Below are 15775 nucleotides of genomic sequence, written 5' to 3' on the forward strand. Positions count from 1 at the left end.
AATCCTCCAGGGAATTAGTCAGGGTGCATCTACCAATTTATTTTCCGCCAAGGGTAGAAGCAGATCCGGGAAATTTTAGCGATCGTTGTGATTAATATGACTGTTCTTTCCCCGCTACCGCCAGCAGTTTACATTGTGGGAGCGGGTCCTGGCGATCCAGACTTACTTACGGTAAAAGCTCAGAAACTTTTAGCGCAGGCAGACACGATCGTATTTGCCGACTCTCTTGTTCCGCTCGAAATTCTAGAAGGCATTCGTCCGGATGCTGAAGTGATTCCGACCGCTGATAAGACGTTGGAGGAAATTCTGCCGATTTTGATCGAGCGAGTTCGATCGCAGAAATCCGTCGTCCGTCTCCACTCCGGTGATCCTTGTCTTTACAGTGCAATCCAAGAACAAATGCAAGCACTGTTAGAAGCCGACATTCCATTTGAAATTATTCCTGGAATTAGCGCGTTTCAATTAGCCTCTGCTCGATTACGGGTTGAGTTCACGATTCCCGGATTGGTACAGTCGATTATTCTGACTCGAATTAGCGGACGGACTAAAGTACCGGAATCTGAGGAGCTTTCCACTTTAGCAGCCCATCGATCGACACTTTGCCTGTACTTGAGTGCCAAACATATCGAATCTGCTCAGCAAAAATTACTCCAGCACTATGCCGCAGAAATTCCCGTCGCGATCTGTTTCCGGCTCGGCTGGTCAGATGAAAAAATTCGACTCGTTCCGTTAAGCCAGATGGCGGAAGTGACTCAGCAAGAGAACTTAGTGCGGACAACGATGTATGTAATTAGTCCTGCGTTGAGTGCCGCGACTGTGCCATATCAATTTGAAGGAATGGATCAAGTGACTGGGAAGCGATCGCAGCTTTATGATCCGAAGCACGATCGGTTGTTTAGGGATAAAAACTGAACTTCGGCAGTCCGAGCATTTCATCCCAGCCCATCATAATGTTGAGACATTGAATCGCTTGTCCGGCTTGACCCTTTAAGAGATTATCGATCGCTGACATGACAATCACTCGACCCGTTCGCGCATCGACTTCAATTCCGATGTAGCAAAGATTTGTGCCACACGCCCATTTCGTTTGAGGATACGTTCCACTCGGCAACAACTTCACCCAAGGCGACGATCGATAAAAGGCACCATAAATCGTCAGCAAATCATCGCGAACCAGTCCCGGATCGCGTAACGTTGCGTAAACCGTCGCTAAAATTCCGCGCACCATCGGTATCAAATGTGGCGTGAATTGAATTAAGATTTCGTGCCCTGCCAAATCGCTGCAAACCTGCTCTATCTCTGGCGTGTGGCGGTGTCTTGCTACCCCATAAGCCCCCAGAGAATTATCGGCTTCTGCCAAAAGAAAGTTTGTTTTTGGTACACGTCCGCCCCCAGATGTTCCGGATTTCGCATCAATGATCGCGGTTTCTGGAACTATGAGTCCTTGTTTTAACAATGGAGACAATGCCAACAAACTTGCAGTCGGGTAGCATCCCGGACAACCGACCAATTGAGCTTGAGCGATTCGATCGCGATACAGTTCTGGCAAACCATACACTGCCGTTTCCGCGATCGCTTGATCCGTTCGATCGCCCCCATACCACTGCTTATACACGTTCAAATCCGAGAAGCGGTAATCGGCTGACAGATCCAGCACCTTACACCCCTTCTCAATCAGAACTGGAGCCATTTTCATCGCCAATCCATTCGGCAGCGACAAAAAGACCACTTCACAACGTTCAGCAATTTTATCGAGATCAATTGGTTCGATTTGCTGTTGAACCGCATGAAACAGGTGCGGATACTGAGTAGAAAAGTCCTGTCCAGCGGTGCTCTCTCCACCCAAGTAAGCCAACTTCAGGCGTGGATGCTCAAGCAACAGGCGAACTAGCTGAACGCCCCCATAGCCCGACGCGCCGACTATCCCAACGGAGACCCGTTCTGAATCACCCATACCCGACCTTCCGTGAATCACCTTAACGTTTGCTGCATTGTAATGCCGATCGCGCAATTCTCAAAGTGCATTCAGAGAATTGTTCCTTTTACTCTAGGCGTTCTGGCGTGTCGGAACTGCCTGACTCGATACCAGTTGTGTCTTAAACCGAGGGTGAGGACTCACAGCGACTTGACAAAACTTAAACTTTTCTTAATTCAATGAAATCTAGAAGCCATCGAACTGTATTCTCCGATGCTTGCTCCCTGCCTAGCATTCCACGTAAAAAGAATTACAATCGAAGATAAGTTCCGTAGTCAAAAGAATTACAATCTAAAGATAAGTCCGCTTCAAGAAACTTTACGGTGTGGTCGCCTTGAACTTCTCTGTTAAATCGTCTCAACCAACCTATACCCAACCGTTCACCTTTGACTCGATCGAGGATGCGTTAGCTGATCTCCAAGCTGGGAAAGCGATCGCCGTTGTCGATGACGAGAACCGAGAGAACGAGGGGGATGTCATCTGCGCCGCGCAGTATGCCACCGCTGACATGATCAATTTCATGGCAGTTTACGCTAGAGGTCTGATTTGTCTCGCCATGACCGGGGAGCGATTAGATGAGTTAGATATTCCGCTGATGGTACGTGAAAACACGGACACAAATCAGACGGCATTCACAGTTAGCATTGATGCCTCGCCCCGGATCGGTGTTACTACGGGGATTTCCGCAGACGATCGAGCCAAAACGATCCAAGCGGTACTCGATCCTGAGACTCGCTCAACGGATTTGCGTCGTCCGGGTCATATTTTCCCAATTCGTGCGCGAGAAGGTGGAGTGCTAAAACGGGCAGGACATACTGAAGCTGCGGTTGATTTGGCGCAGTTGGCAGGATTGTATCCAGCAGGTGTAATTTGCGAGATTCAAAATGCTGATGGTTCAATGGCGCGACTGCCAGAATTGATCGAATACTCGAAAGAGCATGACCTCAAGATTATTAGCATTGCCGATTTAATCAGCTATCGATTACGGCATGAACGGTTTGTGCATCGTGAAACGGTTGCTGATTTGCCGTCTCAATTTGGGCACTTTAAGATTTACGGCTATCGGAATCTCCTGGATAATACGGAGCACGTTGCGATCGTCAAAGGCGACCCCGCAGAATTTCCGAACCAGCCTGTGATGGTGCGCGTTCATTCGGAGTGTTTGACCGGAGATTCGCTGGGTTCACTGCGCTGTGATTGTCGAGTCCAGCTTGAAGCGGCTCTGAAGATGATTGAGCACAACGGCTCTGGAGTCGTGGTCTATCTACGTCAGGAAGGACGCGGAATCGGACTGGTGAATAAGCTCAAGGCGTATTCGCTGCAAGATTTGGGACTGGATACCGTTGAAGCGAACGAACGATTGGGATTTCCAGCAGATTTACGCGATTACGGTGTCGGTGCTCAGATTTTGAACGATCTGGGAGTGAAGCAGATTCGGTTGATCACGAATAATCCTCGTAAAATCGCAGGTCTGAAAGGCTATGGATTAGAGATGGTCGATCGCGTTCCACTCTTAACCGAAGCCACCACATACAACCTGAATTATTTAACGACCAAGGCAGAGAAACTGGGGCACTTGTTTCTTCGCACGTATCTAACGACGATCGCGCTGCATCTACGGGACAATCTCAACTCGGTGACAGAGCGGTATGCCTTGCTCGAAAAACTGCGGCACGTAGCAAAATCTCATGATCTAATGCTTCAAGAAGAAAATCGACCGATGGCGTTAGCGCTGTTCGATCGCTCTTCATTGATCATTCATTTGGGATTCGAGCAAGAAATTGTCGATGATGCCGAATGGTACAAATCACCGGAGCATTCTTTTACTCAGTCGATCGCGAAAATTCTCGATGATATTGCCTTGGGCTTGTCATTGGAGAAACTGGAATTTTTAGTTTCACCCGGAACTGATCCGCTCGTGGGACTGCAAGTTCAACTCGATCGACAAACGTTTCCGCTGTGTCATCCGTTGCCGTCTAAAGTGTGTGAATCGCTTTCGACGCAGACGATATACAGTTTTGTGAAACTCTAGATTCAGGGTGCATTTACCGCTTCAAGTTCAGCAGGTTTAATCGTTGTCTCTACGGTCTCTGAAGTTTCTTGGAAAACAACAAGATCAAACCAGAAAGTCGTTCCGCAACCGACTTCACTGACTAACCGAACTCGGCTGCGATGCCGTTCGATAATATTTTTCACGATCGAGAGTCCCAATCCAGTTCCTTCGAGCGTATGCACCCGATTTTCGACTCGGAAGAATCGATCGAAGATGGCTTCCTGATCGACTCCATCGATTCCAATTCCGGTGTCGCAAACTTCAACGCGGACAAATTGCTGAGATTGAGCTTCATGTGTGGGTAGCGAGTAGGCTCGAATCGCGACTTTTCCGCCTGCTTCAGTAAATTTCAGCGCATTGCCAACCAGATTCGCGAACACCTGAAGTAGCAGATCGTAATGTCCAAAGACAGGCGGTAAATTTGGCTCGACATCTTGAATCAGTTCGATACCTTTGTCTTTTGCGTTCAGTTGATAAGTTCTGAGGATTTGTTCGATCGGTTGAATTAAGTCGATCGCATCAAACTGGTAAATCCTACAGGATTCTAACCGGGACAAATCGAGGACATCATTGACTAAACGAGTTAGTCGATCGGTCTCTCGATTTGCCGTCTCTAAAAATTCATGCTTCTGAGTGTCGGTCAATTCTTCGCCATATTCATACAGCGTCTCAATAAACGACTTGATGTTAAATAAAGGCGTTCTCAGTTCGTGAGACACATTGCTGATGAATTGGCTCTTGGCTTCATTCAGTTCAACTTCGCGAGTAATGTCTTGAACGGTGACAGCAATGCCTTTTACGTTGTCGCGAACGGGATCAACCACCGCATTAAGCAAGACTCGGAGGGTTCGATTATTTGGCTCGATCGCGGTAATCCGAAATTCTGCTTCTTCCCGCAGGTCGCCTCGTGCCATCTGAAACAACGGTCGAGTCAGTTCAACCTGAATCGCAACCGGGAAGGCGTAGAGCGCGTTTTCACCTTCGATCGCTCTACTATCCCAACCAAAAATCCTCCGAGCGGTTGGATTCGCCAACACGATCTGCATATTGGCATCGAGTAGCACCGCGCCATCTGCGATCGTAGAAATCAGCGTCTCTAATTTCGCTTTCTCTGCGGTTAATTCCTCAATATTTTGTTCTTCATAGCGCTCTAATCGTTCTGCCATGTCGTTGAAACTGGCGATCAGTTCACTTAGTTCAACTCCCGCTCCGACTGGCAAATCGACTCGCTGTTTGAAGTTCCCTTTGGCAATGTTGCGAACGCCGATCACTAATTCACGAATCGGTTTAGTGATTTGCAGCGCATTGAAAACGGCTCCAAGAATCACCATCACCCAGATCGAGACGAAAACCGCGATCGTCACATCCCGCGTTAAATGCGAGGAAGTAACTACTGTTGGATTCGGATTTGTTCCGATCGCTAAAACGCCGAGATATTTCCCTTCATAAACCAGTGGGACAAAGACATCTGTGACCTCACCATCTGGCGTAAGATGCTGACGAACCAATGGTCGATCGGTATGTTCACTAAAGTCTTCAGGCAGTTGAATCTTGCGCTGAATCGTTAACGAATTCTGAACTTCAGAATCAGAAAATGGAATGCCAAAAAAGATACTGCCTTCCGAATCGGCATAAAGCATATAGCGAATACTTGAAGTACTGCCGTAGAACCGATGCGAAAATCGTGCCAGTTCCGTTCGATTGTCTTCATTCACCAATGGAGCCACGTTCGCAGCCATTAGTAAACCTAAATCACTACCAAACCGCGTATCGTTTAATCGGGCATCCATCTGGATCGTATTCACTGCCCAAAAGGTTAAGCCGCTCATGACGATCGACACAACTAACGTAGCTGCCGCCATGAGTTTTGTCTGGAGGCTAAAGCCAGACCACCAGCGGCGCAGAACATCCGGGATTTGGGCGATGTAGGATGACACAGTGGTAAAGATGAAGGTTAAAGAACAAAGCACAAAACTTAAACGTTTGTTTGTGTTTTCAATTTTTTCTTCATCTTACTGCGTTTACTTGCCCTTTACGCGGTGTCCGATATCGCGGCGATAGTACATACCCTCGAATTGAATGCGATCGACTGCCCGATAAGCCGCCTCGATCGATTGATCAAACGTTTCCCCGATCGCGCTCACTCCGAAGACTCGTCCCCCTTCTGTGACCAGTTGATAGTTCTTTAGTTGAGTTCCTGCATGAAACACAGCGGCTCCGGTTTCTTCTGCGGCTTCAATTCCGCTCACAGGCAAGCCTTTCGGATAGGTTCCAGGGTAACCGCCAGACGCGATCACCACACAGGCTGCTGCGCCTGATTTCCATTCGATCTCAGGGAACTCTGCTAATTTTTGTTGAGTACAGGCATATAGCAGCTTTTCCAAAGGCGTTTCAAGCAGCGGCAGAATCACTTGAGTTTCTGGATCACCAAAGCGACAATTGAATTCAATCACTTTCGGGTCGCCTTCGGGTGTGATCATCAGTCCAGCATAGAGAACACCCCGATAATCGATTTGTCGATCGCGCAAAGTCTTGATCGCTGGCTCTAAAACTTCTTGCTGAATCCGAGTCATCAGTTCTGGAGTCACGATCGGGGCTGGCGCATACGCACCCATTCCACCTGTATTTTCTCCGGTATCGCCTTCTCCGATCCGCTTATGATCCTGGGCAGGCAACAGCGGGCGAATTGTTAATCCATCCGTGACTGCAAGAATTGAAACTTCTTGACCTGTGAGGCATTCCTCGATTACGACTTGTCTTCCGGCGGCTCCGAATTGACCAGAGAAACAAGCCTCGATCGCGCTTTCGGCTTGCTCAACGGATTCTGCCACAGTCACCCCTTTTCCAGCCGCTAAACCGTCCGCTTTAATCACGATCGGTGCACCCTGAGCGCGAACGTATTCTTTTGCTGAATTCGCATCGGTGAACACTTCGGCTTGCGCGGTCGGAATTCCTGCCTCCCGCATTAATTCTTTCGCCCAAGCCTTACTCGATTCGATTTGTGCGCCTGCTTGAGTCGGACCGAATACTTTCAAATCTTGCTGTCTCAAATAATCGGTAATGCCCAGAGAAAGGGGCAATTCGGGACCGACAACGACCATTCCAATATTATTCACCAAGGCATACCGCGCCATGCCTTCAAAATCATCGATCGACAATCCCAAATTTCGACAATTTTTCAGCGACGCGGTTCCCCCATTTCCTGGAACACAAACGACCTGCTGCACTTGCGGGGACTGCAAGAACTTCCAAGCTAGGGCATGTTCACGCCCACCATTGCCAACAACCAAAACTCTCACAGTTCCCCTCGCTCGTGAATGAATCTAATAACTAGCGCGATCAATGATAAATGTCACCGCTAGTCCAGTACAAATCTTAAGCCCAACTGAAAAATTTTCGATACACAAAAAATCATGAATTTTCATTTTCTAGCTTTCAATCCGTTAAATTTGAGACGAATTTCCTGATCGATACGGAAACTTTTCGGTAGCCTGGAATTCTGGTTTAGCTGTAGAAGTTTAGATTAGGACCTCCTCGAAGTTGCCCCCAAACCCCCAATTCTGGGGGCTTAAGACTCTTGCTCCCCCAAACTTGGGGGATGGGGGGCTTTCTAGATGTGTCCTAGCTAAAGTAGGTATTGCTCAAGACTCGCAGATTATAAGGATACGACGATGAATAAACGATGCCACTGGAGCGCGATCGTACTTACCGGATTTTGCTCATTTTCTCTTTCTGCTCACGCGGCTGAACCGACTCCATCTCGACAGCCCGATCGCTTTTCAAGTCCTCTCGAACTCAAAACTCCCGATCCGCTACTTCCCGGTGGCTTGACTCGTCCGCTATCCGAACCCGAAAAGCAAACCCTTCGGACAGCGCTCGATCAATTAAATAACGAAGCAAGTACGAAACTTCGATCGGGCGATACGATCGGCGCATTCAATATTTGGAATCGTGAACTCCGTCTCAGACGCGCTCTCGGATTGCTCGAAGAAGTGGAAGCCTTGGGACGAGTTGGAAATATTGCTTGGGTACAAAATCAGCCAATTCAAGTTCGATTTATTACCAACCGACTCTCAGCAATTCAAACTCAAGTGCAGCAACCTTTAAAGAATAATCAGGTAACATTGCCAGAACGATCGCAGATTCTCCCTGCTTTGGGGATCGCGTTTCAACAAGTCCGATCGCCCGGTCTTGCTCTGAACGTGTATCAGCAAATGTTAGCGGAGGCTCGATCGCGCAAAGATGCCGTTGCAGAAGTGGACTTGCTCAATACGATCGGGCAATTACATCTCAGTTGGTTTGATTATCCAAATGCGATCGCGACTTACACTGAACTTCTGAATCTGGCAAAATCTCGCAGCGATGCAGCGAGTATCGAATTAAATCTAATTCAGCTTGCTTACGTTCACGAACAGGCGAAACAACCCGCGCAAGCTGTTCCTTATCAGCAACAGTTAATCGAACTCTATCAACGCAATCCGCAGCAAGCTCCATTGATTGCACCCCTAAAGATTCGACAAGCTGACAATCTCGCCGCTGCGAATCAGTTAGAAGCCGCCGAGAAAGCTTACCAAGAAGCGTTCCAACTCGCTCAACCATTGGGTCAACTTGCTTATGCAAGCGATGCCTTACGAAAATTGGGAGCATTATATCGATCGAACAATCGACTCGATGCTGCTCTGCAAGTTTACGAGTACCTAGCAAGTGTTCAACAGCAAGCGTATGACTCGTTTGGCGTGATGGATGCGTATGATCAGATTGGACAAATTCAACTCCAGCGAAACGCTTTTCCAGAAGCCGCAAATGCGTTTCGCCAAGGATTAGAAGTCGCGAAGCAATTTAATTATCGAGTCGATTACTTTACTGAACAGATTCAGAAAATTCAGGCATCTCGATAGAATGAAGTGACGTTTGAAGGGATTGGACTCACTATGGATAAGCCGCTCGATGCTGAACAATCGATCGAAGTTGCCACACGGATCAAAAGTAAAGCAAAAGCCAGTTTTGATAATGCTGCAAAAGCGGTTTCTACTGTAGACGGAGCGCAGTACGTTCAGGGCTTTATTGTCTTTGCAGGTTCACCCCATAAACCTGTAGAACACGGTTGGCTAGAGTTAGACGATCGTATTCTCGATCCCACCTTTCCTCACCTAAATCGCAAACCAGAACAACTGCATTACTATTCCGCGCAAAAATTGACCGCAAAGCAACTCAAAAAAGCGATCGACGAAGCCAAAGAAGACTATCCCGAAGATGATCCCTTACCCATCTACGGATCAACGCCTTATGAATACTATGGCGATGTGATGTTAGGCGGTAAAGAATATCTCAAAGCTTACGAAGAAGCGAACGCGAAATGTGTAGAATTGAATCCACCAAAACAACGCAATCAGCAAAACTAAGGTGAATTTATTCGCAAAGTTAGACCCCGGACTGCGAGGTGCGATCGCAATCAGTCTGGGCGCGATTCCGGGTGCATTGAGCCGCTACTATCTCACACTGTTATTCGCTCGATGGTTCGGCACTCAGTTTCCCTACGGCACGTTTTTCATCAACATCACCGGGGCGACGATCATGGGATTCTTCGTCACTTATTTTTTATCGCGTGGCATTGGTGCACCCGAACTGCGATTGTTCTTTGCTGTTGGATTTTTAGGGTCGTACACGACCTTTTCGACGTATGCACTCGAAACTTCAATTTTGCTGAAATCTGGAAATCACAGCTTTGCTCTGATCTATTGGCTAGGAAGTGCCGCGATCGGATATCTAGGATTAGAACTCGGCAGCTTCCTTGCCCGTAAGTTAATTTAAGCCAGGATGAAAATCTCGCAGCATCTTCTTCAATTCCATGCCGTGCAGTTCTTCCTGTCCGATCATGCCCCGCGTAAATTCTTCCAGATAAATGCTGGCATCTGAGACGACTTCTAACAATTGCTTGTATAGATTCAGCGCAGCAGTTTCGTGGTTCAAACTTTCAAGTAGAATGTCGTAAATCGAATGTTTGTCCGTTTCTTCGATCGGGGCAATTCTCAAACTCGGATGTCCTTCAAGTCCAGTGAGAATTTCTCCCACTTGTTGAGCGTGCAGCAGAGATTCACTCGCCTGTGCTTTCAGAAATTGTACGATCGGAATCCGGTTGGGTCCTGTCACCATTAAGGAATAATGCGTATATCGCACTACACCCGCCAACTCTGCTTCCATGATGGCGTTTAGCAGATGGGTTGTCTTTTCTAGATGGAGTTGTCGCATAATGGGTTCACAAATGCCAAAAGACTAGATTCTCATAAACTGCGATCGATTAAACGCTCATTTCTCCTAAAGAATCGGAGTTAGAGCAATTGTTGTAGGATAGCGTTTTCCTCAAAAGCTGGTAAAAATTCTCATTAAATTATTAGATTTGAGTGAATGCGATCGCAAATCTAGATTGAATAAAAGCCGATAGAACATCTGTCTAATTACCCAAATTTTTTGTAGGGATTTGCGGAGATTTGATCTGTATATCGACAAAATCCGAGAAATTTTACTAAAGCTTCACTAAGAACAGTCAGAAATAATACGTAGATCTCTTCAGCTTGCTTGAAAATAGGAGTAGCACACCGCACGTGGAGTCCATGCCCATGCTACTCAGTCAACAGCTTGCCAATCAGTACTATATCTACGTGGATTCAAATAAGCCCCCGGAGCCTTGGGACATCTACAATCCCAGACCTCAGAATCGGGGTTTCGTAGCTTATTTTGGGCGAGTATTGCAAGCTGTAGAAGAAAACCTTGGGAAGCAAGGGCTGATCTTCTATGTCACACTGAGCGACATGCAGAAGCTACCGTCCTATGGTGACAATGTAGTCGTATTGATCATCGGTGATGAACACTATCGAATTCCTCGATATATTCATCAAGTTGGAGCCATCTTCAAGTCGTATGGCACGTCTCAGGAAATGCGGTGGAAAGCATTGATGACGAAACCCAACTACCGCACCTTCATTACATTAGTGCAGTATTTCAGCAATTTATCGCTACGGCTCCCTCTGCTTGTTCATTACGAGTTGCAAAAGTTAAGAGCAGCTTTGAGCAAAAAAGTCAGAATTGCGCCCATTTATGAGATTCCAGGCGGCTATCACAACTCTGAAGATTTGCCCATTAAGCCGATCGACGATCGCGCTTATGATGTCTTCTTCGATGGCAGCATCCAAAACAATCTCTATTCCAAATGGTCAATCAAGAATTTCTTAAAGACTCCAAAGATTGTCGCCCGATCGCTGATGTTGCGTCATCTCGATCGATTCAAGCAAAAATATGCTGAATTCCATATCCAGTTAGCGATTCGTCCTGCATTTGGAATTGTCAGCGAGGATGATGCTGGCAGCTATAGTCAGCATTTGATGAATACGAAGGTGTGTCTGGTTCCGAGAGGGACAACGCTCGAATCTTTCCGCATCTGTGAAGCACTACGATACGGTTGTATTGTCATTGTTGAAGAATTACCCGATCGAGATTTCTATCGCAATGCTCCCGTCATCCGGATCAAAGACTGGAGTAATCTTGAGCCTGTATTAGCCGCACTGTTACGAGATGAAGAGCGGATGCGCGAGATTCATCAGCAAACCTTGGAATGGTGGGAGATGAAGCTTGCAGAACCCGTCGTTGGCAAACAAATTGCTGAGAAGCTGAATCAATTGCCCCAAGTTCATGCCTAGACGCATCTTTGAAACCTGTGCAATAAATAGAGCGGAGTTGATCTTGGCTCTGCTCTAGACCACTACGCATTTCCTTCAGCTTATCTGATTGGGAGGCAAATTCTATTCAGTGTGACTTTTCAGCAATTTCTTGCAGCAGTGCTTCATCGGAGTAATCATTCTGCCAGTCGCCCGATAGCTTGAGTCGAACAGATTGTGCTCCGCCGCTCGGTGTACAAACGACCCAATAGGTGTCTTCTTGCCCCTTGACTTGGGCTGCTTCTGAGTGTTCGGTTTCGTCTGACAATCCGGTGAACGCCTCAATACAAGACCAGGTAATACCGTCCCGATCGCTAACCGTTCGCTCCATTCAAAGTCCCCTTATCTTTTGTATGATTGAGATCGTGGCAAGTCATGAAGCAACGAACATCAGTCTATAAGCGGAAACAAATTACTTCACTGCCGCTATTGCACTTTTTCCATCGCTCACGAGTCTCCCATCTTCCATATAAACAATGCGATCGGCAATATCCAAAATCCGATTATCGTGTGTGACCAGCAGAATTGTACATTGCTGCTCTTTTGCAAGTTTCTGCATCAATTCCACCACATCACGACCCGATTTTTTATCAAGTGCAGCAGTCGGTTCATCTGCGAGGACAATTTTGGGATGGCTGATTAATGCGCGTGCGATCGCAACTCTTTGTTTTTGCCCTCCGGACAATCCATCGGGATAATAGTCGGCTCGATGTCCCAGTCCAACCGTTTCTAACATTGAAACCGCCATTGCATCGAGATCCTGATTGAGATATCGATCGTGCAATTCCAGCGACATTCTCACGTTTTGCTTTGCAGTTAGAAAGGTCATTAGATTGTGCGCTTGAAAGATATATCCGATGTTTTTCCGAAGTTGGGTCAATTGCTGTTTGGTGGCTCCTCGAATTTCTCGATCGAGAATCGTTAAGCTACCTTCTTGAGCCGATCGCAATCCGCCTAACAGTGTGAGCAACGTTGTTTTACCTGATCCAGAAGGTCCTGTCATGATCACAATCTCGCCTGCATTGATATCTAGACTGATATCAAACAGGACTTGCTTTTTTAGATTGCCTTGACCAAAGTAATGATTCAGGTTTTGAACAGAGATGACTGGTTTCATAGTTAGAAAATGTCCGCAGGATCAGCAGCTTGAAGTTTTCGCATCGCGATCGCACCCGAAATCGAACACATTGCAACCGTGAGAACAAAGACCGTAATTGCTCGATTCGTGGTCATTGCAATTGGTAATAAGGTTGCAGCATAAGTTAATTGGTACAATCCAACTGCAACCGCAAAACCGGGAATAAAGCCAAGCACAGCAAGGATTAGAGCTTCTTGAAGTAGAACATTGAGCAGAAAGCGATCGCTATATCCCATCGCCTTTAATGTTGCATATTCAGGTAGGTGATTCGCCACATCAGTATAGAGAATCTGATAAACAATCACTGTTCCAACAATAAAGCCGACAACCACACCAATTCCGAAGATAAATCCGATCGTTCCTTGACTTTCCCAATAGTTCCGTTCAATTGCTGCGAATTCTTCAGGAGTGAGTACTTTGACATTCGGTAAATTCGCACTTAATTGAGCTTGTACTGCTTTGATATCTGAGCCTGGTTTGAGTTGAATTAGTCCGATATCAACTTTGCTGGCTTGTCGATCGCGAAACAACTTCAAAAAAGTCGAATCACTCATGAACACATTGCCATCAGCCGTAAATGATGCCCCCATTGTGACCAATCCACTAACATTGATCACTTGCTGATTTAGCTCAGTCGAAACCGTTCCTTGCTTCTCGAATGTTTCTGCGATCGCGCCAAATTCAGGACGACCCACTCGATCGAACACAACATTGTTTAGTAACTTCAATGGCTCTAAGTTCTCTTGCAATCCAGGTAACTTAAAGCTTGGTGCATCTGGCTCAATTCCCCAAATCAAAATGCTTCGGGTTAAAGCAGTTTCAGGATTTTTCCATTGTCCCATTGCGATCCGAATCGAACTGACAGATTGGACTCGATCGCTGGCTTTCGTTTGGTAAAGTTGCTCACGCGAAAACGGCGTAAATGATGCCAAACTCTTGAACCTGGGATCAATCATGACCAAATCTGCTTGTAGTAACCGATGAGGAACGGTTGCACTGTCGTAGAGCGAATCTTGAAAACCCAACTGCATAAACATCAACATATCGGCAAAACCGATTCCTGCGATCGCAACAACCAATCGAGCTTTTTCTTTCATCAACTGGAACCACGCCAGCGGTGTTTTACGAGGCATTATAAGCTTCCTTAATACGGTGGATAACGAATCAAATCGTCGAGCAGATCGTAGATAGCAAGAAGATTGAGCTTTGTGAGGGAGACCATGAAGCGCGATCGACCTTTAGGACAGCCTTGAATCGCACGATGACTAGATTGAATGAGAGTAACCCAGGGGGAAAGCTGCATTCGTACAAATCGTCCCCACACCATTAGAGATTTGCAGTTCATTCTGTGTTTACACCAAAACATATTCCTGCAATCGCATCTTGTGCTGTTGCAATGTTCTCATCGCAGCTTTTTCGAGCGATCGCACTGTTTCCCGACTACAGTTCATTCTTCGACCCGCTTGAGCCAAACTCAGTGCTTCTCCGTCTTCCAATCCAAACCGCAAAGACATCACTTCACGCTGTTTAGAAGGCAACAACCCAAGCAAATTCAATAAATCTTCTCGGAGCATCGATCGTATTACCGTTTCGTCTGGTAGCTCTCCCTCATCGGGCAACAAATCACCCAAATTCGTGTCTTGATCATTAATCGGAACATCGAGAGAGACTGAGCGACGAACTACTAGTAGAGCTTCTCGAACTTCAATGGAACTGATAGAAAGCTCCTGAGCAACTTCTGTGATGGTTGCAGTTCTACCAAGTGACTGAAACAGCGATCGCTGAGTTTTATAGATCAAATTTAGCTTCTCAGTCAGATGCGTTGGAATCCGAATCGAACGGCTTTTTTGTGCGATCGCTCTCGTGATTGCCTGTCGAATCCACCAATACGCATAAGTCGAAAATCGATAGCCTTTCGACGGATCAAACTTCTCAACACTCCGCTGCAAACCCAAGTTACCTTCTTGAATTAAATCTGAGAGGTCTAAATTGCGATTCTGGAAGTGTTGAGCGATCGAAACGACTAATCGTAGGTTTGCTTCGATCATTTTGCGTTTGGCGCATTCTCCTTGTGCGATCGCGCTTTGCAATTCTTCAGCCGATAGATTCGCTGCTTGCTGCCATTGTTCAAGCGTCGGTTGTCGAACTTCGTAGAGCTTTTGTAACCTTTGAACTTGCCGACCGAGTTCGATTTCTTGTTCTGGAGTCAAACGCGGAATTCGACCAATCTGATCCAAATAGATTTTCATCGTATCCATGATGCTCTCCTTCACATAGCTTTTGGTGTTCGCTTCATCGTCCAGTAGGGCAACTGATTCCCAATCTTTCCAATATGCAGAATCTCAAAGCCTTGACGCTGATAAAATCTCACGGCTCCCTCTGTAGAAGTCTCCAGATAGCAAGGTAACTTTTCGCGATCGCTCTGTTCCAAAATCGGCTGAAGTAGTTGTCCGCCAATCCCTTGACCTTGATACTCAGATCCAACACCTAACATTGCTAAATACCAGTGTGGCTCCTGGCGTTGTCCACGTTGCATCGCTTCTTCGATCATGAATGACATCGTTTCTACAATCCGATCCCAACGCATATAAAACGGAATCGCCAATGCTCCAGATGCTGCTAAACGCCACAGTTCAGTCAACGAAAATCCGGCGGCTTCAGGCGGCAACCACATAGCAATGCCTTTGACAGAATCGCTGGTTGTGTAGATGTGATTGTGTGGCTCACAGTAGCGAATGATTTTTTCAGCGATCGCTTGTAGTACACCCAATTTTTCCGCCGGATTGTCTGTCAAAAAATGTCCCACCACTGGATCGCGACTAAACGCATCACTCAACGTTTTCGAGGCTTCTAACGTTTGCGATCGCAACAATTTCACAGTTTCCATGTTTCCCCCT

Annotated in this window: 16 protein-coding genes; 6 read left to right on the plus strand and 10 right to left on the minus strand. The window is 46.7% G+C overall.

Annotated elements, in window-relative coordinates; translation table 11 throughout:
- Positions 1 to 96 precede the first annotated feature (96 nt).
- Positions 97 to 912, plus strand: a complete 816-nt coding sequence (gene cobM / locus ACQ4M5_RS20755; RefSeq protein ID WP_430677586.1) for a precorrin-4 C(11)-methyltransferase — start codon at positions 97 to 99, stop codon at positions 910 to 912.
- On the opposite strand, the gene argC is transcribed toward cobM, so the two are convergent.
- Entirely contained in the window at positions 896 to 1954 is a 1059-nt protein-coding gene (gene argC / locus ACQ4M5_RS20760; protein WP_430677587.1) for an N-acetyl-gamma-glutamyl-phosphate reductase, read from the minus strand. The genes cobM and argC overlap by 17 nt on opposite strands.
- A gap of 346 nt (positions 1955 to 2300) precedes the next feature.
- Between argC and ribBA the strand changes: the two genes are divergently transcribed.
- Positions 2301 to 4007: a bifunctional 3,4-dihydroxy-2-butanone-4-phosphate synthase/GTP cyclohydrolase II gene (ribBA, locus tag ACQ4M5_RS20765; protein WP_430677588.1), complete on the plus strand. Its 1707-nt coding sequence runs from the start codon at positions 2301 to 2303 to the stop codon at positions 4005 to 4007.
- A 2-nt stretch (positions 4008 to 4009) separates the two neighbouring features.
- Here the strand turns inward: ribBA and nblS are convergent, their stop codons facing one another.
- Positions 4010 to 5965, minus strand: coding sequence for a two-component system sensor histidine kinase NblS (gene nblS / locus ACQ4M5_RS20770; protein WP_430677589.1), 1956 nt, complete (start codon positions 5963 to 5965; stop codon positions 4010 to 4012).
- A gap of 84 nt (positions 5966 to 6049) precedes the next feature.
- Positions 6050 to 7327 carry a phosphoribosylamine--glycine ligase gene (gene purD, locus ACQ4M5_RS20775; protein ID WP_430677590.1) on the minus strand — a complete coding sequence of 426 codons (1278 nt, stop codon included), beginning with the start codon at positions 7325 to 7327 and terminating at the stop codon, positions 6050 to 6052.
- A gap of 372 nt (positions 7328 to 7699) precedes the next feature.
- Here purD and ACQ4M5_RS20780 point away from each other — a divergent pair, with 372 nt between their 5' ends.
- From ACQ4M5_RS20780 to crcB, 3 genes are read left to right on the plus strand one after another with little or no spacing between them, the layout of a single operon-like run.
- Positions 7700 to 8926: a tetratricopeptide repeat protein gene (locus ACQ4M5_RS20780; RefSeq protein WP_430677591.1), complete on the plus strand. Its 1227-nt coding sequence runs from the start codon at positions 7700 to 7702 to the stop codon at positions 8924 to 8926.
- 33 nt (positions 8927 to 8959) lie between these two features.
- The gene (locus tag ACQ4M5_RS20785) at positions 8960 to 9430 is read left to right on the plus strand and encodes a hypothetical protein (protein ID WP_430677592.1); all 471 of its coding nucleotides are present in this window, start codon (positions 8960 to 8962) and stop codon (positions 9428 to 9430) included.
- 1 nt (position 9431) lies between these two features.
- The gene (gene crcB / locus ACQ4M5_RS20790; protein ID WP_430677593.1) at positions 9432 to 9839 is read left to right on the plus strand and encodes a fluoride efflux transporter CrcB; all 408 of its coding nucleotides are present in this window, start codon (positions 9432 to 9434) and stop codon (positions 9837 to 9839) included.
- Here crcB and ACQ4M5_RS20795 read toward each other — a convergent pair.
- Positions 9831 to 10277 (minus strand): ferritin-like domain-containing protein, encoded by a 447-nt coding sequence (locus ACQ4M5_RS20795; protein ID WP_430677594.1) that lies wholly within the window; start codon positions 10275 to 10277, stop codon positions 9831 to 9833. The two genes, crcB and ACQ4M5_RS20795, sit on opposite strands and share 9 nt — an antisense overlap.
- Positions 10278 to 10645: 368 nt before the next feature.
- Between ACQ4M5_RS20795 and ACQ4M5_RS20800 the strand changes: the two genes are divergently transcribed.
- Positions 10646 to 11722 carry a hypothetical protein gene (locus ACQ4M5_RS20800; protein ID WP_430677595.1) on the plus strand — a complete coding sequence of 359 codons (1077 nt, stop codon included), beginning with the start codon at positions 10646 to 10648 and terminating at the stop codon, positions 11720 to 11722.
- A 106-nt stretch (positions 11723 to 11828) separates the two neighbouring features.
- Here ACQ4M5_RS20800 and ACQ4M5_RS20805 read toward each other — a convergent pair whose 3' ends face one another.
- The 6 genes from ACQ4M5_RS20805 to ACQ4M5_RS20830 form a co-directional block, all read right to left on the minus strand.
- Entirely contained in the window at positions 11829 to 12071 is a 243-nt protein-coding gene (locus tag ACQ4M5_RS20805; protein ID WP_430677596.1) for a hypothetical protein, read from the minus strand.
- 81 nt (positions 12072 to 12152) lie between these two features.
- Positions 12153 to 12857, minus strand: a complete 705-nt coding sequence (locus ACQ4M5_RS20810) for a DevA family ABC transporter ATP-binding protein (RefSeq protein WP_430677597.1) — start codon at positions 12855 to 12857, stop codon at positions 12153 to 12155.
- 2 nt (positions 12858 to 12859) lie between these two features.
- Positions 12860 to 14011 carry an ABC transporter permease DevC gene (gene devC / locus ACQ4M5_RS20815; protein WP_430677598.1) on the minus strand — a complete coding sequence of 384 codons (1152 nt, stop codon included), beginning with the start codon at positions 14009 to 14011 and terminating at the stop codon, positions 12860 to 12862.
- 11 nt (positions 14012 to 14022) lie between these two features.
- On the minus strand, positions 14023 to 14223 hold the full coding sequence (locus ACQ4M5_RS20820; protein WP_430677599.1) for a hypothetical protein: 201 nt from the start codon (positions 14221 to 14223) through the stop codon (positions 14023 to 14025).
- Between the two features lie 7 nt (positions 14224 to 14230).
- On the minus strand, positions 14231 to 15136 hold the full coding sequence (locus tag ACQ4M5_RS20825) for a sigma-70 family RNA polymerase sigma factor (RefSeq protein ID WP_430677600.1): 906 nt from the start codon (positions 15134 to 15136) through the stop codon (positions 14231 to 14233).
- Between the two features lie 11 nt (positions 15137 to 15147).
- Positions 15148 to 15765, minus strand: a complete 618-nt coding sequence (locus tag ACQ4M5_RS20830) for a GNAT family N-acetyltransferase (protein ID WP_430677601.1) — start codon at positions 15763 to 15765, stop codon at positions 15148 to 15150.
- Positions 15766 to 15775 lie beyond the last annotated feature (10 nt).

Source organism: Leptolyngbya sp. AN10 (assembly GCF_050565645.1).
GTDB lineage: Bacteria > Cyanobacteriota > Cyanobacteriia > Leptolyngbyales > Leptolyngbyaceae > Leptolyngbya.